The sequence below is a fragment of the Corynebacterium phocae genome (genome assembly GCF_008693075.1).
Lineage (GTDB): Bacteria > Actinomycetota > Actinomycetes > Mycobacteriales > Mycobacteriaceae > Corynebacterium > Corynebacterium phocae.
The window spans coordinates 51,035-73,564 of the sequence record NZ_VXKJ01000045.1 but is presented as its reverse complement, the minus strand read 5'-3'; the positions used below and the strand labels follow the sequence as shown (position 1 = coordinate 73,564).

25 protein-coding genes are annotated in these 22,530 nt (G+C 61.8%); 17 read left to right on the top strand and 8 right to left on the bottom strand.

Annotated features, from left to right (window positions below):
* Positions 1–13 precede the first annotated feature (13 nt).
* Complete coding sequence (locus F4V58_RS12560) at positions 14–157, bottom strand: hypothetical protein (RefSeq protein ID WP_169833279.1); 144 nt, start codon at positions 155–157, stop codon at positions 14–16.
* Here F4V58_RS12560 and F4V58_RS09100 point away from each other — a divergent pair.
* Positions 147–446, top strand: coding sequence for a WhiB family transcriptional regulator (locus tag F4V58_RS09100; RefSeq protein ID WP_075735302.1), 300 nt, complete (start codon positions 147–149; stop codon positions 444–446). The two genes, F4V58_RS12560 and F4V58_RS09100, sit on opposite strands and share 11 nt — an antisense overlap.
* Before the next feature lie 45 nt (positions 447–491).
* On the opposite strand, the gene F4V58_RS09095 is transcribed toward F4V58_RS09100, so the two are convergent.
* Positions 492–947 (bottom strand): metallopeptidase family protein, encoded by a 456-nt coding sequence (locus F4V58_RS09095; RefSeq protein ID WP_075735300.1) that lies wholly within the window; start codon positions 945–947, stop codon positions 492–494.
* Positions 948–982: 35 nt separating this feature from the next.
* Between F4V58_RS09095 and F4V58_RS09090 the strand changes: the two genes are divergently transcribed.
* Positions 983–1,429, top strand: coding sequence for a DUF3499 domain-containing protein (locus F4V58_RS09090; RefSeq protein ID WP_075736661.1), 447 nt, complete (start codon positions 983–985; stop codon positions 1,427–1,429).
* An 11-nt stretch (positions 1,430–1,440) separates the two neighbouring features.
* Positions 1,441–2,808: a phosphomannomutase/phosphoglucomutase gene (locus F4V58_RS09085; RefSeq protein WP_075736659.1), complete on the top strand. Its 1,368-nt coding sequence runs from the start codon at positions 1,441–1,443 to the stop codon at positions 2,806–2,808.
* 21 nt (positions 2,809–2,829) lie between these two features.
* Here the strand turns inward: F4V58_RS09085 and F4V58_RS09080 are convergent, their stop codons facing one another.
* Both F4V58_RS09080 and F4V58_RS09075 read right to left on the bottom strand, forming a co-directional pair.
* Entirely contained in the window at positions 2,830–3,378 is a 549-nt protein-coding gene (locus F4V58_RS09080; RefSeq protein WP_075735299.1) for a DUF1707 SHOCT-like domain-containing protein, read from the bottom strand.
* A gap of 38 nt (positions 3,379–3,416) precedes the next feature.
* Positions 3,417–4,766, bottom strand: a complete 1,350-nt coding sequence (locus F4V58_RS09075) for an FAD-dependent oxidoreductase (RefSeq protein WP_075735297.1) — start codon at positions 4,764–4,766, stop codon at positions 3,417–3,419.
* A gap of 128 nt (positions 4,767–4,894) precedes the next feature.
* Here F4V58_RS09075 and F4V58_RS09070 point away from each other — a divergent pair, with 128 nt between their 5' ends.
* Positions 4,895–5,890, top strand: a complete 996-nt coding sequence (locus F4V58_RS09070) for a hypothetical protein (protein WP_075735295.1) — start codon at positions 4,895–4,897, stop codon at positions 5,888–5,890.
* A 61-nt stretch (positions 5,891–5,951) separates the two neighbouring features.
* Entirely contained in the window at positions 5,952–7,133 is a 1,182-nt protein-coding gene (manA, locus tag F4V58_RS09065) for a mannose-6-phosphate isomerase, class I (RefSeq protein ID WP_075735293.1), read from the top strand.
* On the opposite strand, the gene F4V58_RS09060 is transcribed toward manA, so the two are convergent.
* A complete protein-coding gene (locus F4V58_RS09060) occupies positions 7,105–8,136 on the bottom strand; it encodes a hypothetical protein (RefSeq protein ID WP_075735291.1) in 1,032 nt (343 codons plus the stop codon). The two genes, manA and F4V58_RS09060, sit on opposite strands and share 29 nt — an antisense overlap.
* Positions 8,137–8,260: 124 nt before the next feature.
* On the opposite strand from F4V58_RS09060, the gene F4V58_RS09055 reads away from it, so the two are divergent.
* From F4V58_RS09055 to F4V58_RS09010, 9 genes are all read left to right on the top strand, one after another.
* Complete coding sequence (locus F4V58_RS09055; protein WP_075735289.1) at positions 8,261–8,611, top strand: DUF4259 domain-containing protein; 351 nt, start codon at positions 8,261–8,263, stop codon at positions 8,609–8,611.
* 207 nt (positions 8,612–8,818) lie between these two features.
* Positions 8,819–9,442 (top strand): dTMP kinase, encoded by a 624-nt coding sequence (locus F4V58_RS09045; protein ID WP_075735285.1) that lies wholly within the window; start codon positions 8,819–8,821, stop codon positions 9,440–9,442.
* Positions 9,442–10,134: an MtrAB system response regulator MtrA gene (gene mtrA / locus F4V58_RS09040; RefSeq protein WP_075735283.1), complete on the top strand. Its 693-nt coding sequence runs from the start codon at positions 9,442–9,444 to the stop codon at positions 10,132–10,134. The genes F4V58_RS09045 and mtrA overlap by 1 nt, the downstream gene beginning before the upstream one ends.
* Positions 10,135–10,152: 18 nt before the next feature.
* Entirely contained in the window at positions 10,153–11,694 is a 1,542-nt protein-coding gene (gene mtrB, locus F4V58_RS09035) for an MtrAB system histidine kinase MtrB (RefSeq protein ID WP_281247322.1), read from the top strand.
* 3 nt (positions 11,695–11,697) lie between these two features.
* Positions 11,698–13,404, top strand: a complete 1,707-nt coding sequence (gene lpqB / locus F4V58_RS09030) for an MtrAB system accessory lipoprotein LpqB (RefSeq protein ID WP_075735279.1) — start codon at positions 11,698–11,700, stop codon at positions 13,402–13,404.
* A gap of 1 nt (position 13,405) precedes the next feature.
* Complete coding sequence (locus F4V58_RS09025) at positions 13,406–14,065, top strand: ComF family protein (protein WP_075735277.1); 660 nt, start codon at positions 13,406–13,408, stop codon at positions 14,063–14,065.
* Positions 14,066–14,235: 170 nt separating this feature from the next.
* On the top strand, positions 14,236–14,889 hold the full coding sequence (gene hpf / locus F4V58_RS09020; RefSeq protein WP_075735275.1) for a ribosome hibernation-promoting factor, HPF/YfiA family: 654 nt from the start codon (positions 14,236–14,238) through the stop codon (positions 14,887–14,889).
* Between the two features lie 187 nt (positions 14,890–15,076).
* Positions 15,077–17,635, top strand: a complete 2,559-nt coding sequence (gene secA / locus F4V58_RS09015; RefSeq protein WP_075735273.1) for a preprotein translocase subunit SecA — start codon at positions 15,077–15,079, stop codon at positions 17,633–17,635.
* Positions 17,636–17,724: 89 nt separating this feature from the next.
* The gene (locus tag F4V58_RS09010) at positions 17,725–18,048 is read left to right on the top strand and encodes a hypothetical protein (RefSeq protein WP_075735271.1); all 324 of its coding nucleotides are present in this window, start codon (positions 17,725–17,727) and stop codon (positions 18,046–18,048) included.
* Here F4V58_RS09010 and F4V58_RS09005 read toward each other — a convergent pair.
* Positions 18,045–18,422, bottom strand: a complete 378-nt coding sequence (locus F4V58_RS09005; protein ID WP_075735270.1) for a hypothetical protein — start codon at positions 18,420–18,422, stop codon at positions 18,045–18,047. The genes F4V58_RS09010 and F4V58_RS09005 overlap by 4 nt on opposite strands.
* A 166-nt stretch (positions 18,423–18,588) precedes the next feature.
* Between F4V58_RS09005 and F4V58_RS09000 the strand changes: the two genes are divergently transcribed.
* The 3 genes from F4V58_RS09000 to F4V58_RS08990 all read left to right on the top strand — a co-directional run bounded on the left by F4V58_RS09000 (position 18,589) and on the right by F4V58_RS08990 (position 20,193).
* A complete protein-coding gene (locus tag F4V58_RS09000) occupies positions 18,589–18,999 on the top strand; it encodes an HAD family hydrolase (RefSeq protein WP_075735268.1) in 411 nt (136 codons plus the stop codon).
* A 1-nt stretch (position 19,000) separates the two neighbouring features.
* A complete protein-coding gene (locus tag F4V58_RS08995) occupies positions 19,001–19,507 on the top strand; it encodes a DUF6912 family protein (protein WP_211272794.1) in 507 nt (168 codons plus the stop codon).
* Positions 19,508–19,587: 80 nt separating this feature from the next.
* Entirely contained in the window at positions 19,588–20,193 is a 606-nt protein-coding gene (locus F4V58_RS08990) for a hypothetical protein (protein WP_075735265.1), read from the top strand.
* A gap of 12 nt (positions 20,194–20,205) precedes the next feature.
* Here the strand turns inward: F4V58_RS08990 and rsgA are convergent, their stop codons facing one another.
* The gene (rsgA, locus tag F4V58_RS08985) at positions 20,206–21,228 is read right to left on the bottom strand and encodes a ribosome small subunit-dependent GTPase A (protein ID WP_075735263.1); all 1,023 of its coding nucleotides are present in this window, start codon (positions 21,226–21,228) and stop codon (positions 20,206–20,208) included.
* A complete protein-coding gene (gene aroA / locus F4V58_RS08980; RefSeq protein ID WP_245802980.1) occupies positions 21,221–22,516 on the bottom strand; it encodes a 3-phosphoshikimate 1-carboxyvinyltransferase in 1,296 nt (431 codons plus the stop codon). Before aroA ends, rsgA begins: the two co-directional genes overlap by 8 nt.
* Between the last annotated feature and the right edge of the window lie 14 nt (positions 22,517–22,530).

Genomic DNA, 22,530 nt, shown 5'->3' with positions numbered 1-22,530 from the left:
CGCTCTACGGCTACTAGCAGTAGGTTGCCTCCATCTGGAACCCGGTATCCCCGGCAACGGAATAGGCGGCTGCCAGCTGGAAATCAGTAGAGGTATGGCACGCGTGCGCACTAATTGGCAATGGACCTACGGAGAAAGGAAAAGGCGTGGAAGACATGGCAAATGGCGCCAATCTCCGTGGCACGGCAGCTGCGGCTTTATCCCTGGACGAACTTTTTGGCGCAGTTGAACAGGAATGGCAAGACCAGGCCCTGTGCGCCCAAACCGACCCGGAGGCATTCTTTCCGGAAAAGGGTGGCTCCACGCGGGAAGCCAAGCGCATCTGCCAGGCCTGCTCGGTAAGGGATGAGTGCCTGGAATACGCGCTTGAGCACGACGAACGCTTTGGAATCTGGGGCGGCCTATCTGACCGCGAGCGCCGGCGTCTCAAACGCCGCCTAGGCTAAAATATTCAGGCTTTCTCCTTGTTATCAAGGAGAAAGCCTTTTTGCTTACCAGCTAAACCGTGGATCAATATCGCGCGGGTCAATGAGCAGGTAGGACGCCACCAAAGCAGTAATGACCGTGCCAAGCAGCTCATGTAGCTCCTCGCGCGTGGTAGCGCGCTGCTCAATAGCCATGCGGAAGATGACCATCCTGGCGCGGGTTGGGTGGCCCTGGGCGTCCACTCCTGCCGGAACCACACGCCCGAGCGGGACCGGGCCGTCTGCCACGATGTCATCGGGAAGCACAGTTAAGTCCGTACGCAACCGCATCCGCGGGACAGTGTCCACCGCGATATCAAGCCCCTCCAGCTGCTCCGCATAGGCATTCTGGATAGGGGAGTAGGCCTCTAAAACTGCGGTGTCAAAGAGTTCGGAGCGGGACCTAAACCGCGGGGTTTGTTGCGGCAACATGGGCCCGCGGATTCCCCGGCCCCGGCGGTCACGGAAGGGGCGTGTAGTCATGTTAAATGAGCCTACACGCTGTTAGACTAAAATCCGTGAGTGACCAGCAACCGAAAAAGAAGTGTTCGCGGCCCGGGTGTAGCGAGCCCGCCGTGGCAACGCTTACCTACGCCTACTCGGAACAAACCGCCGTCGTAGGCCCGCTGGGCGTGGAGGATAACCCGCACAGCTGGGACCTGTGTGACAAACATTCCTCCCGCATTACTGCCCCGCACGGCTGGGAGCTTCTCCGGGTGGGCCACGTGGAGCTTGACGACGATGACTTGATGGGCCTGGCTGAGGCCGTTGGTGCCGGACGCGCCACCGGTGAACTAGGAAGCGACGTGGACCCCATTGACTACGAACCCACCTTTGACGGCTCCGACCCGGACCGCTCCAACCACCCGGTATTCCGCATGCGTCGCGTCGCGGATGTCCGCGCGGCCCGGCGCGCCCACCTGTCCGTGGTTCCGGATGAGGATTCTGCCAAACAAGAGGACTAAACTGTGTGTTCATGCGAACTCGTGAACAACTCAATGCAGTAATCAAGGCCTATGACGTGCGCGGCGTGGTGGGTGAAGACATCGACACCGCCTTCGTGCGTGATACCGGTGCGGCCTTCGCTGCCATTCTTCGCGGCGAAGGGGAAACGTCGGTAGCCATTGGCTACGATATGCGCCCGTCCTCCCCGGAGCTGGCCGCCGCTTTCGCGGAAGGCGTTAACTCCCAGGGGTTGGACGTCCTGGAGCTGGGGCTTTGTGCAACCGATGAGCTCTACTTTGCCGCCGGGAAGTTTGACCAGGCCGGAGCCATGTTCACTGCCTCCCACAACCCGGCCAAGTACAACGGCATCAAGCTCTGCCGCAAGGGGGCGGTGCCGGTGGGCCAAGAAAGCGGGCTGGAGGCCATTAAAGACATGCTCATCGACGGGGTGCCGGCCTATGATGGGCCTCGCGGCAAGCGCTCTGAGCGCGACATCCTGGAGCAGTACGCGGGCTTCCTGCGCGGGCTAGTGCCCTTGGAGGGGTCCCGCCCGCTCACAGTGGCTGTCGATGCCGCCAACGGCATGGCCGGCCACACCGTCCCCGCCGTATTCACCGGCCTGCCCTTTGACCTACGGGCGCTCTACTTTGAGCTAGATGGCACCTTCCCCAACCATGAAGCCAACCCGCTGGACCCGAAGAACCTGGTGGATTTGCAGAAGTATGTGGTGGAACAGGGCGCGGACATTGGCCTGGCCTTTGACGGGGACGCGGACCGCTGCTTCGTGGTAGACGAAAAGGGAGACCCCGTATCTCCTTCCGCTATTACCGCGCTGGTGGCCGCGCGCTACCTAGAGGCCAACCCGGGGGCCACCATAATCTACAACCTGATTACTTCCAAGACGGTCCCGGAGCTCATTGTGGAAAAGGGCGGCACGCCGGTGCGCACGCGCGTGGGGCACTCCTTCATCAAGGCCAAGATGGCCGAGCACGGCGCGGGCTTTGGTGGGGAGCACTCCGCGCACTACTACTTCCAGGATTTCTGGAACGCGGATTCCGGTATGTTGGCGGCCATGCACGTGCTGGCCGCGCTGGGGGAGTCGGACAAGCCGCTTAGCGAGCTCATGGCGCAGTACTCGCGCTATGAGGCTTCGGGCGAAATCAACTCCACCGTCGACAACGCGCAGGCGGCCACCCAGGCCGTGCTGGATAAATTTGCCGGCCGCACCGAGTCCGTGGACTACCTGGACGGCGTGACCGTGCAGCTGGCCGGCACCGCCGCTTGGTTTAGCGTGCGCGCCTCTAACACAGAGCCGCTGCTGCGGCTCAACGTGGAAGCCACCACCCGCGCCGAGGTCGAATCCCTCGTGGAAGAAGTCCTGGCGGTCATCCGGGCTTAAAACCGGGCCTAAAAACCGGGACTAGTTGCCGTAGACCACGCGGACATTTACCTCCGCCAGGACGCTAAAGCCCCCCACTTTGACTACCCGGCGGGCGGGTGCGGTTGGGTGGGGTGGGCGGCCGCCTTCAACGTTAAACTCCCCCAGGATGGCAATCCCGCCCGACTGTACTTCGACGTCCGGCGGAACAATCAGGTTCAGATCCCCCAAGACCGAGTAGCAGTTGATGGTGATGACGTCTGTTTCCCAGGTGGCAGAACGCAGGTCTAGCGTAATGTCACCTAGCACCGAGACACTGGTGTGGGTTGCTGGCACCCGCCAGTTTTTAAGGGTGGTTTCAGACAGCAGCGCCACTGACCGCCCGCGCCCGGCTCCGGTTTCTGCCGGCTTGGGAGCCAGGTCCCGGGTGAGTTTGTCCAAGTCCCCGGTGGTCACCGCAGAGTAGGCCAGCGCGGTGCGCTCATCGAATTCCGGTAGGCTGAGTTGCCCGGTCGACAGCGCCTGGGACAGCTGGCGCGCGACTGCTTGCCGCTGGGCGTCGGTGGCGCGGGCAGGTACTGGTTCAGTCATGCCCCCGATCTTAGCCTGCCCTGCACGCAGCCGCCCGCCTAGCCGCGCGAGTGCGTGACCATCTCTTCCCACTCGACGAACTTCTTGCGCTCGCGGCCCTCCGCCTCACCCAAGGCGCGCTCGGCGGCATCGAGCTTCTTCCAGCCCTCGTAGGTCAGGAACTCCAGGCCACGTTCCTCAAGCAGATCCACGATGTCCGCATCCTTGGCGTGGGCAAGCTTGCCGGCCTCATGGTCGGCTAGCAGCATGCCGATGGTCTCCGTAGCGTCCGACTTGGTGTTGCCAATCAGGCCCACCGGTCCGCGCTTGATCCAGCCGGTGGCGTACAGGCCCGGCACGATATCCCCGTTGTCATCGACCACGTGGCCGCCGTCGTTGCTGATGACGTTGCGGCGGGTGTCAAACGGCACACCCGCGACGGCATCGGAACGATAGCCGGTGGCCAGGTAGACCGCCTGCACCGGCCATTCGGTGAACTTGCCCGTACCCGTAACGGAGCCGTCACCGTTGAGGCGGGTGCGCTCGGTCTTGAGCCCCACGACCTTGCCGTTCTCACCCAGGATTTCCACGGGCTGCTCGAACAGGTGAATCTGCAGGGTGTGCGGGGCGTCTTTGGGCTCGCGGATGGCGTAGCCTTCCAGCGTCTGGCACACCAGGTCCACGGATTTGGCGGAAGAGCGCGCGACCATGGAGGCCTCGTCGTAATCAATGTCTTCCGGGTCCACGACCACGTTGATGGTGGGCGAGTGGTCTAGTTCTTTAAGCTCCAGCGGGGTGAACTTGGCCTGCGCGGGGCCGCGGCGGCCGAACACGCGCACGGTGGTGGCCTGGTTCTTGGCCAGGGACTCGTAGACGTTGTCGGAGATTTCCGTAGCAGCCTTGAGCTCATCACCGGTCTTGGCCAGGATGCGGGCCACGTCCAGGCCCACGTTGCCCACGCCCACCACGGCTACTTCCTTGGCGGACAGATCCCAGGAGCGTTCAAAGCGCGGGTTACCGTCGTAGAAGCCCACGAACTCACCGGCCCCACGCACGCCGTCTAGGTCAGCGCCGGGCACGTCCAAGCCCAAGTCACCCACCGCCCCGGTGGCAAAGACCACGGCGTCGTAGTATTCCTCAAGCTCGGCTACGGTGATGTCCTTGCCAATCTCCACGTTGGTCAGCAAGCGGATCTGGTCAGTTTCTAACACGCGGTGCAAGGAATTAACTATCCCCTTGATACGCGGGTGATCCGGGGCCACGCCGTAGCGGATGAGCCCGAAGGGTGCAGGCATCTGCTCGATGAGGTCAATCTGGACGGCACCGCCGGTCTTTTTAACCAAAATGTCCGAAGCGTAGATACCGGCCGGGCCGGCACCAATGACTGCAACGCGCAAGGGGGAAGTCATAAATCCTCTTTCTATTTTCGAGTGCAACTTTTAGCGAAAGCTCAAGTCTACCGCGATTATATCGCTGCGAGCATGGCGGAAAATTCATGCCCCGCAGGGCTTCGGCATATGAGTATAGGCTGGGAGGTATGGCTAGTAGTTATTGGGATCCCAAGGATTCCTACGACCCGGAAACCGTCCGCTTTTTTGATGTCGCCCACGAGGGTGCGCAGGTGCGCGCGTTGCTGCCCGCAGTGGCACAATTCTCCGCAGCCTTGCGGGGCACCCAGTTCCGTAGCGCGCTGGTCATCCCCACCGACTTGGTGGCGGAAGCCTGCGCGCACTTTGTGGCTACACAACAAGGTTCCTTGCCCGTGATGGTGGCGCGCCCGGAGGCGCTACCGCCGTTTGTGGGGGCCCTGGATTTGGTGATCGTGGTGGGAGAGCGCGCCGTTGACGACGCGGTTTCCCGGCAGCTCATAGCGGCTGCCGGCCGGGGTGCGACCACGGTATTGATTGCGCCTGGAAGCGGGCCGCTTTCTGAGGATGCCCCCGCGCGGACCCTGGTAGCCCCCTCACTGCCCACGGCTGCGGGCCTGTCCCCGGCACGGTTTATCGCGGGCTTGCAGTTGGTATTTTCCAGCCTGGGCCAGGCGCCGGAGGCCACGGAGGGCTACCTGGCGGGCATCGCCGACCAGCTAGACGCGGAGCTGACCAGCTTAAGCCCCGAGCGGGGCGCGGAGGTCAACCCGGGCCGTCAGTTGCGGGACTTCGCGGAAGCAGCGCACGTAATCCACACCGGCGGGCCAATAGCCAAGGTGGTTGCGGCAGTGTGGGCCGCCGGCGGCCTGGGCGGGACGGTGGTGGAACCCGAGCTGGTAGACCAGGTGTTAGAGCGGCGCCAGTCTGCGAGCCAGCTGGCAAAAACTGATGATCCTTTCCATGACCCTTATCTAGACGGGCCTCCGCTGGTAGGGTCAAAGGTGATTTCCTGGGGCGGCTACGTCCGGCAGGAAGTCCGGCAGGGAAACGAAGTACCAGCACAACCCAACTTCTTGCTGGTAACACCCACAGACCATGACGCACACCCCTTACAACTGATTGTGCGCGCCTTTGCTGCCACCGCCTATAATGCCTCTGCCTAGTAGACGCTAGGTGCCCGTGCCCGTATTTTTCATGCTTTAATTTTTTAACAAAAGGAGAACGATGGACAAGCTTGTCCCCGCCACGCGTTCCTACTCATGGGGCTCACGCACCCTCATTCCGGAGCTTAGGGGCCAGACCCCCTCCTCCACGCCGGTCGCGGAGTTGTGGTACGGCGCTCACCCGGCAGACCCTTCCGGGATTGCCGGCAGCGACCACACCCTGGATGAAAAACTTGCGGCCAACCCGCAGGAACTAGGAAAGTGGGCGGACAACGGGCTGCCCTTCCTCATGAAACTGCTAGCAGCGGGGGAGGTTTTGTCCCTGCAAGCCCACCCCTCGATGGAGCAGGCTATTGAGGGTTTCGAGCGCGAAAACGCCCTGGGGATAGGATTGGATGACAAGCAGCGCAACTACAAGGATGCTAGCCATAAGCCAGAAATCCTCATCGCGTTGACCCCGTTCTATGCCATGGCTGGTTTCCGTCCCCTGGCGCGCACGTTGGAGCTCTTCCGCGCACTGGATTGCCCGGAATTGGACCGGTACGTGGGCATGCTGGCGGAGGGGGATTCCCCGGAGACGGAATCGGATAACCTGCGGGCGCTGTTTACTACGTGGATCACCATTCCCACTAGCGTGCGGCACGAACTCATCAGCGCCATCATCGCCGCAGCTCCCCGCGTTCCTGATGGGTGGATGCGCACAGTGATGAACACGGTAGTGGAGATAAACCAACGTTACCCGGGCGACGTCGGGGTTTTGGGGGCAATACTGCTCAACCACATCGAGCTAGCCCCCGGAGAGGCCGTATTCTTGGCCGCCGGGAATCTGCACTCCTACGTCCGTGGCCTGGGCGTTGAGGTCATGGCCAACTCCGACAACGTGTTGCGCGGGGGGTTAACCCCCAAGTACGTGGACGTTCCGGAGCTGGTCAAGGTCTTGAAGTTTGCTAGCCTGCCGGAGCCGCGCGTTCCGGTCAGCCAAGCTGGCGCGGTGGCTGAATATGACACCCCAGTTGCGGAGTTCTCGGTATTCCGCGTTGATTTCCCGGCCGTACCGGAGGCTAACCTGAGCCAGGTGCGTGGACCAGGAATCGTGCTGTGTACTAAGGGCACGGTGAGCGTTAACGGCACCTCGCTCACGCCGGGGGAGGCGGCGTGGCTGCCAGCCAACGGCGCCCCGGTGGTTGCCCATTCAGATAGTGATGGGCAGTTGTTTATCGCGGCAGCTCGGGATCTGAAGTAGCGGACGGCACCGTTGCCGGTGCCGTAGTCCTGGCTGGGTTTGCTCGGCCGGGGGTGCTGGGCGCTGCCGGTGACGGTGCCTGTGACGGTGTAGCCGTGGTCGCGGGAACCGGCTCCAAGGATCCCGGCGCAGATTGAGTCGCGATAGGCGCGACCGGCAGGGAATGCCCGCCGGATTTCTGCGCTGGTACCGTCTGGGTTGGGGGCGTCTGCACTGCAGATTTTTGAGGTCCAGTTGTCTGCGCGGGGCCAGGTTGCCCGGAAGTAGTCTGCGCTGGCGCGGCGTCTGGCTGGGAGGTGCCCTCCGGGGTGGGGCTAGTGGTCCCTGGGCTCTCAATAGGCACGCCGTCGGCGATAGACGGCCCTGTTGGCTCCGGGGTGCTGGTAGCCGGCGCGCTGGACTCGGGGGCGTCGGTCAAGGTGCCACTAGGTGCAGGTTCTGCGGGCGTGGTGATGACAGAGGTCCGGAGCGGGCTGCTGGTAGCACCCGATGATCCGGTGGTGGAACTTGAGAGCCCGGGCTGAACCGGCGGTTTCGCTTCCTTCAACGGCGGCGCGGGGATTTCCCGGCGGGTTTCTGGATTCACCCGTGCTGCTGGCGGCTGGGTAGGAGCGTTTTCGTGGGTGCCTTTTCCGGAGGCAGAAAGATTTTCTGGGCGGAATACCACCGTGGGGGTGGCCCGCTGCGGCCGGCGGTGGACCACCGCGTTGGGTGCCAGGTGGGGATCGTTGGTGGCGGCTGCGGCCTGGGGACGGGTATTGCTTGACAGGGATCCTGGGGCCCTCCCGGAGTCACCGGGGGAGGTGGTAGGCTGCGCGGTGCCGCCTGTCTTAGCTGGCGGCGGTGGTGTGAGGGCGTCGACCGTCACGGCGGCCGGTGCCATGGCATTATTAGAAGTGGAAGTCGCGGGGTCGGTGGTCCGCCACACGGTGACTCCCACGCCGGCAGCAACTAGGAATCCTAGTGCTATAAAGGCCAGTACCCGGCCAGTATCTGCTTTCACCCGCAGTGATCCTTCCCTAAAAGATGTGGTAACAAGTTCATAACGACATTACCACTTTCTCTTATAAAAGCGACCACCACCGCTATTATCCGAATCAATTGACGCAAGGAGGCCATGAATTAGCATGAGTACCTGGGATTATGAAGTCTTTACGGCTGAGGCCAATACCGAATTTTTAGATGACCTGGCACGGCTGGACGAAGATGACATTGTTGAGGCAGTCACGGACGCCGTTATGCTTTCCGCCAGTGGAGACGCCACCGCAGACGAGGAAGAAAACGGTCTTGCTGCGGCCACCATCGCCGCCATCTGGGCAGGCGCGCCTTTCACCGCTGGGGAAATTGTGGAGGACTACCCCTTCATTCGGGGTTTGCGGGGCGCGGGTGGCGAACACCTCAACGAACAGGCTCTCGCACTTCTTGAGCAGGTGGACAGCGACCATGACCTGGAGCCCTTCACTGAAGCCCTGTCCTAGGCCTAGCCCCAGCCCCAGCCCCAGCCCCAGCCCCAGCCCCAGCCCGGGCCCCGGCTTTGGTCTCAGACCCCATTACAGGCCGGGCCCCGAGCAGGACTTGGGAAAGCCTGCCCTGGTTAAGACCCGTGCCCTGTGTCCGGCCGGGACTAAGCAACGGCGTACAGGAACCGTATGCCGGGATGTCAAAAGCGGAATAGAGTTACCACAATGATTATCGCCATAGAGGGAATAGACGGTGCCGGGAAAAACACCCTGGTGCGCGCACTAACCGCAGCGTTCGACCAGCCCGTACACGTAGTGGGGTTTCCCCGCTACGCGGACTCCGTGCACGCGCAGCTGGCGCAGGAGGCGCTCTACGGGCGCATGGGCGACCTCACGGATTCGGTCTACGGCATGGCCACCCTGTTTGCCCTGGACCGACACGGCGCGGCCGCGGACCTGCGCGCCGCCCAAGGCGTGGTTTTGCTCGACCGCTACGTGGCCTCCAACGCGGCCTACTCGGCGGCTCGCTTGGGCGATGACGCCGTGATGGACTGGGTCTATGAGCTAGAATTCGAACGCCTGGGCATCCCTAGGCCGGACCTGCAGATCTTCTTGGACACGGATGTAGAGGTGGCATCGGAAAGAGCGACGGACCGGGCAGTAGAAGACCGCTCCAGGGCCAAGGACCGCTACGAACTGGACGGCGGCCTGCAGCACCGCACGGCGGAAGCGTACCGCCGCCTGGCCGCGCGGGAGTGGGGTTCACGCTGGATAGTCTCAGCGGATCCCGCTAAGATTACTAAAACAGTATTAGAGCTGGTAGCAACCAGAGAAGTTGGAGAAAAGTAGTGTCACCGAAAATCTTGGTCGTTGATGATGATCCGGCTATCTCTGAGATGCTCACCATGGTTTTGGAGGCGGAAGGCTTTAACCCCATCCCCGTGACGGATGGCGCACGCGCCGTGCCCGCCTTCGAACAAAACCGGCCGGACCTGGTCTTGTTGGACCTCATGCTTCCGGGGATGAATGGCGTTGATATTTGCCGTGCCATCCGCCGCACGTCTTCCGTGCCCATTGTGATGCTCACTGCCAAGACGGATACCGTGGACGTGGTCCTGGGCTTGGAATCTGGCGCGGATGACTACATGACCAAACCGTTTAAGCCAAAGGAATTGGTTGCCCGTATTCGCGCCCGCCTGCGCCGGAAAGAAACCGGTGATTCGGAAACCATCCAGGTGGGGGATCTGGTCATTGATGTCCCGCAGCACATGGTGCACCGCACTAGCGGTGAAGAAGTATCCCTGACGCCGCTGGAATTCGACTTGCTGTTGGAGATGGCGCGCAAGCCCGGTCAGGTACATTCCCGTGAGGAACTGCTGGAGTCCGTGTGGGGCTACCGCCATACTTCCGATACCCGGTTGGTCAACGTCCACGTGCAGCGCCTTCGCGCCAAGATTGAACATGACCCGGAGGATCCAAAGATTGTCCTGACTGTCCGCGGCGTAGGTTATAAAACCGGAAAGCCTCAGTCCGGGGAGTAGGAACTTATTTTTTCCCGTATCCGCGAGCGCTTCGTTGAGTCGTGGCGCACCTCTTTGCAGGTTCGCTTTGTTGGCATGATTTTGGCCGCGTCTTCCGTGGTGATGATTGTGCTTGCCTACGCTTTGGTGACGGTGCTTACCCAGCGGTTGGTGGAGCAAAAGATTGACACCGCGCAGCAAGAAATTGAACGCGCTGCGCATACCGTGGAGCAACAGATCAGTGCCACGGGTTCGGCTAACTCGGTGCAGGTGCGCCTGAATTCCGCGCGGGCCTCGCTGACCCAGTTAGGGTCCGGGGACTCGCAGGCCATGTTTGAGCCGGTCATCGTGGTGGAAAACGCTGATGGTTCGCTGACCACCTCCCCGGAGGGCTACCGGGTTCCGGAGAACCTGCGCGCCCTGGTGGGCCAGGACGCCATTGGTTACCAGTTTGCCACCGCAGAGCAGGAAAACGGCAGCCCTTACAACGTGCTGATTATGGGAACTCCTACCAGCTCGGATATCCCCGACGTACAGCTGTACATGGTGCTATCCATGGAGTCTGAGGAATCAACTTTGGCGCTGCTGCGCGGCCTGCTCTCCGCCGCCGGGGTGGTAGTGGTGGTCCTGCTGGTAGGTATTGCGTGGCTGGCCACGCAGCAGGTTATCGCGCCGGTTCGCTCCGCTTCCCGTATTGCTCAGCGTCTGGCCGCGGGACACCTCCGCGAGCGCATGGTGGTTGAGGGTGAGGACGAGCTAGGGCGTTTGGCGTCTTCGTTCAACGATATGGCGGAAAAGCTGTCAAACCACATCGCGCAGCTGGAGGAGTACGGGAACCTGCAGCGGCAATTTACTTCCGATGTCTCCCATGAGTTGCGCTCGCCGTTGACTACCGTGCGCATGGCCGCAGACATGTTAGCCGTCGAGGCTGAGGCCATGGCACCGCCCACCCAGCGGGCGTCCGAGTTGATGTTGCGCGAGTTGGACCGCTTCGAGGCGTTGCTGGCGGACCTGTTGGAAATCTCCCGCCATGACGCCGGCGTGGCGGACCTGTCTTCTTCTGAGATCGATCTGCGCGCGGCGGTGACATCGGCGTGGGAGCAGGTCAAACACTTGGCTACCGAACTGGGCGTGGAAGTGGTGCTTAACCTTCCGGACCATAAGGTGACTGCGGAGGCGGACCCGCGCCGGATAGAACGCATCTTGCGTAACCTGTTGGCCAACGCTATTGACCACTCTGAGGGCAAGCCGGTGGTGGTGGACTTTGGGGAAAATGAGTTCGCTGTGGGGATTGCGGTCACCGACTCCGGTATCGGGCTCAAGGCAGGCCAGGAGGAGCTGGTATTCAACCGCTTCTGGCGCGCTGACGCCTCCCGGAAGCGCCACTCCGGCGGCACCGGCTTGGGGCTGGCAATTGCCCGCCAGGACGCGTTGCTGCACGGCGGAACCTTGGACGCCACCGGTGAGTTTGGCCGTGGCTCGCGTTTCCGTCTTATCATTCCTCGGGTGCCCAATACCCTGGTTGAACAAGACCCCATTGAACTGGCACTGGCACTGCCCCCGGCCCGGAAAGGAAACTAGACCATGTACATTCCCCGGTTGACGGTCCTGGTGGCTGCTTGCGCTCTGAGCCTGGCTGGTTGTTCGACGCTGGCTACGGATACTAAACCGCAGTTCCTGCGCTCCTACGAGCCCACTGCCTCCGAGGAACCGGAGGTTGGGCCGCAGCCGGGACAGGAACCGGATCTCCTGTTGCGGGAGTTCTTTAGCGCCTCAGCAATTCCCACCGGGGACTACGCGGCGGCGCGGGCTTTCTTGGCCCCCAGTATCCGTCAGACGTGGGCACCGGACGGCAACACGTTGGTGGTCAACGCCGTGGATATCACCACCGTTTTTGACTCCTCGAACAGTAACCGGCGCGTGTTTACCGTGCGCGGATCCGTCATCGGCACGCTGGAGGAAGGCGGGTCATACCTGCCAGAAAACGGCGCATACGAGGCGGAAATAACCATGGAGAAGATCCAGGGGGAGTGGCGGGTGACCGATTTGCCCCAGAATGTGGTGATTGAAAGGACTGAGCTGCGCAACCAATACCAGCCGCAAAATCTTTATTTCTACGAATCCACGGGATCTTCGCTGATTGCTGACCGCCGCTGGATTTTCTCCGGGGAAAATTCTCTTAATACTGAGCTGGTAACCATGATAATGGAGGGCCCTTCCGCCCGGATTAAGCCCGCTGTAGCTGACATTGTTCCTCGTGACGCTATTTTTGCGGGGATGGAAGGCGGCGTATACCGCTTCACTGGCATGGCGGATATGGACGAAAGCCAGCGCCGCCGCTTTGCCGCGCAGTTGGTGTGGACGCTGTCCAACGCGGGGGTCCCCGGTCCTTATTCTGCCACGGCGGACGGCACCAACCTGGTGCCTGACGTGGAGCTGTTGACTACCGATGACTTCGTGGAGTTTAACCCGCGGACCTCGGCGGATTCGGTGCCGGCTCTCTATGCGGTCATCGACGCAAACGTCCATTCGGTAATGGGTAATGAAGCCACGCCGGTCGCAGGCCCGCTGGGTGCTTCCGGGGAGGTGCAGTCCGCGGAAGTCTCGGCCAACGGGGTGATAGCGGCCGTGCGCGTGAGTGGAAACGGTAAGTCCCAGCTGGTTATCGGGGAGTTGGGAGGGCCGCTGATTGAGTCGATTGAGGGGCGGACGCTTTCGCGCCCCAGCCTGGAACACGACAGGGACGCGGCCTGGATTGTGGTGGACGGAACCACGGTTGTCCGGCTGGTGCCTTCCTCGGACAAGAACCGGATTGTTGAGCGTGAGGTCAACACCTCCGCGTTGGAGGGTATTCCGGGGGAGATTTCGGTGCTGCGCCTGTCACCTGCGGGTGCGCGCGTGGCCATGATCATCGACGGGCGTATTTTCACGGGCGTGGTGACGCGCGTTTCCCCTGGGGAAACTCGGATTGTCAACGTGCACGAGCTGGCCACGGAGCTAGGCGGAACCGCGTTGACGTTGGATTGGCAGCCGGATGGTTCGCTGATAGTGGGTACCTCCACCCCGGAGGCCCCGGTGTGGCGTCTGGAGCAGGACGGCTCCTCGTTGTCCATGCTGCCCGCTGGAAACATTACGGCCCCGGTGGTGTCGATTGCCGCGAACCGTTCGACCATCTACGCCACGGACGCCCGTACGATGTTGCAGTTTTCTCCCTCGGAAACGGACGCCGTCTTCTGGCGCGAGGTCCCCGGACTGCAGGGGCTGCGCGCCGCGCCGATAGTGGCTGATTAGCATGGGGCTGTGGACCGGGGTGGGGGAGCTTATCATCCCGCGTTCGTGTGCCGCTTGCCAGGCGGCGGGGGACGTGTTGTGCGGGCCCTGCCGCCAGCAGTTGCGGGAGGTTCCCCATCTGGTGTCACGCCGCCGGGATATCGGGTTGCCGGTGTATGCGCTGGGGGATTACACCGCCATGCGCCGCCGCCTGATCATCGCGATGAAGGAGTACAACAATCAGGCGGTGCGGGGCCACGTGGGGGCTGTGGTGGCGGCGGGGCTGGTTCATTTGCATGCCCGGGGTGTGGTGCCGGATGACGTCGTGTTGGTTCCGGCGCCCACCAGGCCGCGGTCGGCGCGGCTGCGGGGTGGGGATCCGGTTACTCACATTTGTCAGGCGGCTGCGCGGACGTTGGAGTCTAGCGCGTTGCGCGCGCGGGTGGGACCGTGGCTGTATATCCGCCCGCGGGTTGCGGACCAGTCCCGGCTGAGCGCGGCGGCGCGGTGGGACAACATCCGTCACGGTATTGCCCCGCGCGGGCAGATTGCCGCCGATGCCGCGGTGGTCCTGGTGGATGACGTTGTCACCACGGGAGCCACACTGGCCGCATCCGCACACGTATTAAGGGGTGCGGGAGCGCGCCCAGTTGTGGGTTTGGTGCTGGCTGATGCCCGTTAATGTGAAATCGGTTACCCCCATCCGGCGGCCGCCCGTTGTGGTGGCTGGTACAATCGGGGGTGTCGCAGCAAGCTGTACTAGAGATTTACTCGGTGCCACAGCGGCGTTGAAAAATTACATCTCTTTTGCTTGCGGGCATCCATTGTCCCCACTACTTCTGGGAGGAAATTATGACCAACCAACCGGTCGAAACCAGCGCACAAGTCACCATAACGGGCCGAAATGTTGAGGTCCCGGAGCACTTCGCGGAGCGCGTGAAGTCCAAGCTGGCAAAGATTGAGCGCCTGGATCCCACCCTCAACTCCTTCCACGTGGAGCTAAAGCATGAGCCCAACCCACGGCGCGAAGAGCAGGCGGAACGTATTCAGATCACCGCTTCCGGAAAGGGTCACCTGGCTCGCGCGGAGGCCAAGGAAGACTCCTTCTACGCCGCCTTGGAAACCGTGATTGCGAAAATGGAGCGCTCCTTGCGCAAGGTTAAGGTCCGCCGCGACCACGTCAAGTCCGGCCACCGCGCGCAGAAGGGCACGGGAGAACTAGCGGCTGAGATTCTGGCGGAGAAGAAGGCCGCTGAGGAAGCCGCTAAGGAGGACCGCTATGTTGACCCCTACGCGGAGACCATCGAGGAGCAGCGCCCGGGCCAAATTGTCCGCAGCAAGGTACACCCGGCCAAGCCCATGAGTGTTGATGAAGCACTGAGTGAAATGGAATTGGTGGGACATGATTTCTACCTGTTTATGAACGAGGAGAACAACTCTCCTTCCGTGGTCTACCGCCGCCACGCCTATGACTACGGCATCATCACTTTAAGTGATGAAGCTTAAAGCCTAACGTCTACACTTTTCAGGCTCGCCCGCTGGTTAAAGCGGTGCGGGCCTGAAACTTTTGTGTTCTCTGCGCGATCTCTATCACGTTACTCACCCGCGATAAGTATCAAGCTAGGGGGGCACGGGTACAATGGCCGCAAGCGAAATATTTAGTGTCGAATTTTGAAAAGAAGGAACAACTTACGTGTTTGGACTTTCCAAGCTGCTCCGCGCCGGTGAAGGCCGCACAGTCAAGCGTCTCGATAAGATGGCCGACCAGGTTATCGCAGTTGAGGACCAGTACGCAGCATTATCTGATGAAGAACTCAAGGCCAAGACTGCTGAGTTCAAGCAGCGTCTAGCTGACGGTGAAGAACTCAATGACATCTTGGTTGAAGCTTTTGCCACGGTCCGTGAGGCCGCGTGGCGCGTGCTGGATCAAAAGCATTACAAGGTCCAGGTCATGGGCGGTGCGGCCTTGCACTTTGGCAACGTCGCTGAGATGGCCACGGGTGAGGGCAAGACCCTGACCGCGCTGCTACCTTCCTACCTCAACGCTTTGGAGGGCAAGGGCGTCCACATCGTGACGGTCAACGACTACTTGGCCAAGCGTGACGCTGAGATGATGGGCCGTGTGCACCGCTGGTTGGGTATCTCCGTTGGCGTTATTCTCTCCGAGATGCGCCCACCGCAGCGCAAGGCCGCCTATGACTGTGATATCACCTACGGCACCAACAACGAGCTGGGCTTTGACTACCTGCGCGACAACATGGTGCGTTCCACCGGTGAGATCGTGCAACGCGGGCACAACTACTGCATCGTTGACGAGGTGGACTCCATCCTCATTGATGAGGCGCGAACGCCTCTGATCATTTCCGGCCCCACGGACACCAACTCCCAGTTTTTCAACGTCTTTGCCCAAATCGCGCCGCGTATGCGTGAGGGAATTCATTACGAGGTTGACCACAAAAAGCGCACCATCGGTGTGCTCGAAGAAGGCGTGGAGTACGTTGAGGACCAGCTAGGCATTGACAACCTCTACGCCCCGGAGCACTCCCAGTTGGTGTCCTACCTCAACAACGCCATTAAGGCCAAGGAGCTTTTTGACCGGGACAAGGACTACATTGTCCGCAACGGTGAGGTCATGATTGTGGACGGCTTCACCGGCCGCGTGCTGGCCGGGCGCCGTTATAACGAGGGCATGCACCAGGCCATTGAGGCCAAGGAAAACGTGGAGATTAAAAACGAGAACCAGACGCTGGCTACCGTTACCCTCCAGAACTACTTCCGCCTCTATGACAAGATTTCCGGCATGACCGGTACCGCTGAAACGGAGGCCGCAGAGCTGCACTCCATCTACGGCCTGGACGTGGTGCCCATCCCCACCAACCGCCCGAACATTCGTAAAGACCACGCCGACCGGATCTACAAGACCCAGGAGGCTAAGTTCGCAGCAGTTGTGGACGATATCGCCGAACACGTGGAAGCCGGCCAGCCCATCCTGGTTGGTACCACATCCGTGGAGCGCTCCGAGTACCTTTCCCAGCTGCTGACCAAGCGCGGGATCAAACACTCGGTGCTCAACGCCAAGCATCACGAGGAAGAAGGGTCCATCGTGGCCCGCGCCGGACGCCCCGGCACCGTCACGGTGGCCACCAACATGGCCGGCCGTGGTACGGACATCGTGCTGGGTGGCAACCCGGAGGTTATCTTGGATGAGAAGCTGCGCGAGCGCGGCCTGGATCCTTTCGAGGATGAAGAGGCGTACCAGGAGGCATGGGACGCAGAGATCGAAGAAGAACGCGCCCGCTCCAAGCGCCTGGGTGACGAAGTTCGGGAGGCCGGCGGCCTCTACGTTCTAGGCACCGAGCGCCACGAGTCCCGCCGTATTGACAACCAGCTGCGCGGCCGTTCTGCCCGCCAGGGTGATGCCGGTGAGACCCGTTTCTACCTGTCCATGCGCGACGAGCTCATGGTGCGCTTTGTTGGCCAGTCCATGGAAAACATGATGAACCGCCTGAACGTTCCTGACGATGTCCCCATTGAGGCCAAGATGGTCTCCAACCGCATCAAGGGTGCCCAGGCGGCCGTGGAGAACCAGAACTTCGAGATGCGTAAGAACGTGCTGAAGTACGACGAGGTCCTTAATGAGCAGCGCAAGGTGGTCTACGGGGAGCGCAACTCTATCCTCAACGAGGGCGATATCAAGGACAATATCCGCAAGATGATCGATGAGACCATCTCCGCCTACGTCGCTGGAGCCACGGCTACCGGCTATGTGGAGGACTGGGACCTGGATGAGCTGTGGAACGCGTTGGAGTCGCTCTACGGCCCGTCGATGAGCCACGAGTCTTTGGTTGAAGGTACCGAATACGGCGCGGCAGGGGAGCTGACCGCAGAGCAACTGCGTCAGGCCCTGGTTGATGACGCCCAAAGCCAGTATGACGACTTGGAAGAGGCTGTCACCGCCATCGGTGGGGAGAAGCACATGCGCAATACCGAGCGCATGATTATTCTGCCGGTTATCGACCAGAAGTGGCGCGAGCACCTCTACGAGATGGACTACCTCAAGGAAGGAATTGGCCTGCGCGCCATGGCTCAGCGCGACCCGTTGGTGGAGTACCAGCGCGAGGGCGGGGACATGTTCAACGCTATGAATGACGGCGTGAAGGAAGAAACCGTCCGCCAGCTGTTTACCTTGCGCAAACAGTTCATGGCTCAGCAAGCCCAGGCTGCCGAGGCCGCCCGTAACGCCGAGGCCTAAAAGCCACCACCAGCTCCGCGCCGGGTGCAAACATCGCGCCCGGCGCCTTGAGCTTTTCAACAACTCCTTTTTTGAGAAAGACGGCCCTTATGACCCGCTGGCTAGTTAGCTTGCTGTTGACCACTGGCATCTCTGTTACCTCCGCGTCTGCGGTGCCCCTGGGTGTGGCTCAAGAATTGCCGGTGCATTCGCAGTCCGCTGCGGAAGTTGCAACGCAACCGGCCGGCGGCCAGGATGATCCGGCCCAGGGCGCGCCGGCCCCCGGGCGGGAGCCGCAGGCGGAGGCCCCGCTAGATACCGTTAGCTGGCCGGGGTTGTTGGCCGGGGCCGCAGCGTTGCTCTCTCCCGCAGGACTGGCGTTGCTGCCGGTTGATTGGGCGCAGCTAGCGGAAGCCCTGGGGTCGCTGGGCTAGAGCAAGCGGAAAGCGGTCAACCGGCCCTTCTTGCACACTCCGGTGAAGGCCAAGCGGGCGTCCCCGATACTCGCGGAGCCGTGAAACTCCCCGGAGCTTTGCGCGTGCAGGCTGTGCACGACCAGGTTCTGGGTGGCGCGCGAGCGTTGGCGCAGCCAGGCCCGCAAATGCAACCTGATGCAGTGGTCGAAGTAATCCTTTTGCAGACGAACCTGCGGCTGTTGGCGCGCGGCAACTTCCAAGACCACCTGCGTCAAGCGGCGAACTTCCGCGCGCACCAACTGCGCCCGGTGGTCGGGCGTGCGCGCGTAGACAATCGGGTCCTGCGGGATGAGTACCGAGATATAGGAAAATCCCGGAACAATTTCAAACACTATGGTTCCTCCAAAGCTAAATAAGGGGGGAATTACGCTTTGGGGGCAGACTCCACAAGTATGCCACGGATTTGATTACACCGCACGCAGGGTGGCACAACGCCCCCGCAAGGGCCGAATTGGCTATACTTAGCTTTTGCAATCACTACTTGGAGGTAAGAATTTCATGCGCGGTCTAGTCGTTGATTATGTAGGTGTCCTTGACGGTTCTGAAGAAGACGTCAAGCGGTGGCGGACGCTGTTGGCGGCAGCCAAGGCCAACGGGGTGGCCACGGCTATCTTGTCCAATGACAACGGGGGCCCTGGCGCGGAACACATCCGCGAGTGGGAATACCGCGGGGACGTAGACGCCGTTATCTTGTCCGGGGAAATCGGCGCGGAAAAGCCGGAGCGCTTTGCCTTCCAGGCGGCGGCGGATGCCCTCGAACTACCGCTCAACGACTGCGTGATGGTCGATGACTCCATCTTGAACGTGCGCGCTGCCGTGGATTTTGGCATGGTAGGCATGCTCTACACCGTCTTTGACCGCACCTCCATTGAGGTACAGGCCATTTTTGACATTGAGGGTGAGTTCTAAATTGCGCGTGTACATCCCGGCCACGTTTGCCATGCTCGAGGAGCTTAAAGAAACGGGCCAGCTCGCAGCCCGCAGCGGCTGGGGTTTCGCCTTGACCAGTGCGCTGAAGAACTTCTACCGTGAGGGGGATGAGGAAGAAATTGCCTACGTTGCCTTCCAAGAAGCCTCCATGGCGTCGTTGCGCCTGCTGGCCATTGGGGATGAGAAACAGTTCCCGCACCGGCGCGTGGTTATTTCCGTAGACGTTCCTGACTCCCACGTCACCCCGCAGCCGGAGATGGGCGAACCTGTGGTCAAGCTGGATCCGGCTACGTTTAGTACGCAGGACCTGGCGGCTATTCACATTGACGTCGCGGAGGCGGAGCAGGCCACTGCGCAGGCCATAGCCGTCATCGATGAAGCGGATTTGGATGATGAAGACGCCCACATCGTGGTGGGAAACGCCCTGGATAACCTCATGGCCTTCTACGACCCCACCGAGCTACCTTTCTTGGTTGAGCTGCTTTAATCCCGCGGGTTCGTCCACCCCTGGTCCCGCAAGTTGCTAGGGTAGGCAGTGAAAGTTGTTTTCTCTGAAAGGATTTCTCCATGCCTAAATCTAAATTCCTAGCCTCCGTCCTGACCGTGGCTGTTGCCTCATCTCTGGCCGTGGCTCCCGCTCAGGCGCTGCAGACCACCCTCAAGGACTCCACTTGCACCGTCAAGCTTTCTGCGGGTGAGAAGGCTGACTGGGACAAGGCTACCAAGCAGCCCAACACCGTCGATGAAAACCTGATCATGCCTTTCAAGGTCAAGGTCACCGAGGCCGCCGCTGCGAAAGCAGAATTTGATAAGCAGTTGGCCAACGCTCAGGCTGACGTTGATATCGTTAAATCTCGTCTTGACCTGGATCAGTACGACACCGAGGAACTAAAAAAGCTAGACCAGGGTGACGTTGCCGTGACTGCCCAGCTGGGGAAGCTGGCAAATAAGTACCGGGACGCCCTGGACGCCTGCGCGGAGTCTAAGGCCTACAACTCGGAGAAGTCCAAGTCCACCAGCGAAACCCCGTGGTCGCAGCTAAACGACGCCACCAAAAACACCCTCTACGGCCTCCTGGGATTGGCGGCCTTTACTGCCCTGGCCTGGATTGCCAAGGAAGTAATCCCGGCGCTACCTCGCCTGGGCATTATGATCCCGGGCCTTCCTGTTTAAGGAACGCCCAGGCTACATCTCCCACTCGACGTTGGAGCGCAGCGCTTCTAGCAGCTTGCGCACCGCGTCGCGCCGGCGCGCCGTGGAGGTGTCGTCTTCCACGCGGGTATCCAAAGCACATTCTGGGTCAGCCGGGGGGCCGGCGTGAGTGCAGCCGCGCGGGCAGAACTCGGTCAGCTCCGCTAAGTCCTGGAAGACGTCTATGACCATCTCTGCGTCCACGTGCGCCAGACCAAAGGACCGGATACCCGGGGTGTCGATGATCCACCCCGAACCCGGCAGTCGCAACGCCACGGACTGGGTGGAGGTATGCCGGCCCTTGCCCACGCCGGTGACCTCCCCGGTGGCGCGGTCCGCCTCCGGCACCAGGCGGTTTACCAGCGTGGATTTTCCCACCCCGGAGTGCCCGATGAGCGCCGTGATGTGGCCTTCAACAACGTCGTGGACCGCCTCCAGGCCGTCGTCCACGCCCGCATAAACGACTTGGACATCCAAGTCCGCAAACTCCTGGGCAAAAGGCTGAGGGTCCGCCAAGTCGGTTTTGGTCAAGCACAACACCGGCTTTAGGTTGCCCACGAACGCCGCCACCAGGGCGCGTTCCACAAAGCCGGAGCGTGGGGGCGGGTCCGCCACCGCCGCCACGATAAGTAGCTGGTCCGCGTTGGCTACTACGATGCGCTCGAAAGGATCCGTGTCATCTGCCGTCCGGCGCAGGACGGAGGTGCGCTCCTCTAGCTTGACTATCCGCGCCAGGGTGTCCTTGCGGCCGCTGGTGTCACCGACCACGCCCACGCGGTCGCCTACCTCCACGGCGGTGCGGCCCAGCTCCCTGGCGCGCATGGCCACTACGGTGGGGCCGAGGGCATCGGCGGAGTCGCCGTCGAGCGCTACGCCCCAGCGGCCGCGGTCTTTGGTGACCACCATGCCAAACTTGGCGTTTTTGTGCTTGGGGCGCTGCTTGGTGCGCGGGCGGGTGCCTTTGCCGGGGCGCACCCGTACGTCTGACTCGTCGTAGGAGTCTGCTGACCTAGCCAACGTTGCCGCCTCCCTTTTCCGTCTCTGCGGCGGCCTGCTGCCCGTGCACCATATCTTCCCACATCCGCGCGAAACCCGGCAGCGTCTTGGCGGTAGTTGCCACGTCTTCAATTTCAATACCGGGTACCTTGAGCCCGATGATGGCACCCGCAGTTGCCATACGGTGGTCGGCGTAGGTGTGCCACACCCCGCCGTGCAGGGGCGCGGGGTGGATCTCTAGGCCGTCGTCGAGTTCCGTGCATGTGCCGCCGATGCCGTTAATCTCCGCCGCCAGCGCCTTGATGCGGTCCGTTTCATGCCCGCGTAGGTGCGCGATCCCGGTGAGGCGGGAGGGGCTGTCAGCGAGCGCGCACAGTGCCGCCACTGTGGGCGTGAGCTCGCCGATATCGCCCATGTCGATGTCGATACCGTGCAGGGCGGCGTTGCTGACCTTCACGTAGCCGGGCTGCTGGGTGACCGTGGCCCCCATGCGCGCCAAAATGTTGCGCATTTCATCGCCCGGTTGGGTGGTGGTCGTGGGCCAATCGCGGATAGTGACGGTGCCCTCCACGGCGGCGGCCGCGGCCATGAAGGGGGTGGCGTTGGACAGATCGGGTTCGATATCCCACTTACGGGCGGCGATGTCGCCGGGGTGGACAGTCCAACGGTTGGTGCCTTGGTCTACGCGCACTCCTGCCTCGCGCAGCATGGCGCAGGTCATCTCAATGTGTGGCAGGGAGGGCAGTTTGCCGCCCTTATGTACTACGGTGATGCCGTCGCGGTAGCGGGGCCCGGAGAGCAGTAGTCCGGAGACAAACTGCGAGGATGCTGAGGCGTCAATGATTACTGTGCCGCCTACCGGCGTTTGCGCGGAGTTGAGCGTAAACGGCAGGCCCTCGCCCTGGACGTGGACGCCTAGGTCGCGCAAGGCCCCCAGCATGGTGCCCATGGGGCGTTGGCGGGCTTGGGGGTCACCGTCTATGGTCACGGGGCCGGAGGCCAGTGCGGCCAGGGGAGGCAGGAACCTCATGACCGTGCCGGCCAGGCCGGCGTGGATGGTGGCGCCGTGGAGCGGGCCGGGGGTGATGTGGACGTCCTCGCCGCGCTGTTCCACGCCCACGCCCATTGCGCGGAGTGCGGCGCTCATCAGGTCCGTGTCGCGGGAGACCAGCGGGGCTTTGAGCACCGAGGGGCCGGTGGCTAGTGCTGCCAGGATGAAAGCGCGGTTGGTAATTGATTTAGAACCGGGCACGCGGATTTCATGCAAGAGCGGCTGGGTGGCAAGGGGGGCTGTCCAAAATTCAGGCATAGGGACTATCTTAG

Coding starts and splice junctions, on each gene's coding strand:
- F4V58_RS12560 (WP_169833279.1), bottom strand. CDS start 157: ATGTCTTCCACGCCTTTTCCTTTCTCCGTAGGTCCATTGCCAATTAGT.
- F4V58_RS09095 (WP_075735300.1), bottom strand. CDS start 947: ATGACTACACGCCCCTTCCGTGACCGCCGGGGCCGGGGAATCCGCGGG.
- F4V58_RS09085 (WP_075736659.1), top strand. CDS start 1,441: ATGCGAACTCGTGAACAACTCAATGCAGTAATCAAGGCCTATGACGTG.
- F4V58_RS09080 (WP_075735299.1), bottom strand. CDS start 3,378: ATGACTGAACCAGTACCTGCCCGCGCCACCGACGCCCAGCGGCAAGCA.
- F4V58_RS09075 (WP_075735297.1), bottom strand. CDS start 4,766: ATGACTTCCCCCTTGCGCGTTGCAGTCATTGGTGCCGGCCCGGCCGGT.
- F4V58_RS09070 (WP_075735295.1), top strand. CDS start 4,895: ATGGCTAGTAGTTATTGGGATCCCAAGGATTCCTACGACCCGGAAACC.
- manA (WP_075735293.1), top strand. CDS start 5,952: ATGGACAAGCTTGTCCCCGCCACGCGTTCCTACTCATGGGGCTCACGC.
- F4V58_RS09055 (WP_075735289.1), top strand. CDS start 8,261: ATGAGTACCTGGGATTATGAAGTCTTTACGGCTGAGGCCAATACCGAA.
- F4V58_RS09045 (WP_075735285.1), top strand. CDS start 8,819: ATGATTATCGCCATAGAGGGAATAGACGGTGCCGGGAAAAACACCCTG.
- lpqB (WP_075735279.1), top strand. CDS start 11,698: ATGTACATTCCCCGGTTGACGGTCCTGGTGGCTGCTTGCGCTCTGAGC.
- F4V58_RS09025 (WP_075735277.1), top strand. CDS start 13,406: ATGGGGCTGTGGACCGGGGTGGGGGAGCTTATCATCCCGCGTTCGTGT.
- hpf (WP_075735275.1), top strand. CDS start 14,236: ATGACCAACCAACCGGTCGAAACCAGCGCACAAGTCACCATAACGGGC.
- F4V58_RS09010 (WP_075735271.1), top strand. CDS start 17,725: ATGACCCGCTGGCTAGTTAGCTTGCTGTTGACCACTGGCATCTCTGTT.
- F4V58_RS09000 (WP_075735268.1), top strand. CDS start 18,589: ATGCGCGGTCTAGTCGTTGATTATGTAGGTGTCCTTGACGGTTCTGAA.
- F4V58_RS08990 (WP_075735265.1), top strand. CDS start 19,588: ATGCCTAAATCTAAATTCCTAGCCTCCGTCCTGACCGTGGCTGTTGCC.
- aroA (WP_245802980.1), bottom strand. CDS start 22,516: ATGCCTGAATTTTGGACAGCCCCCCTTGCCACCCAGCCGCTCTTGCAT.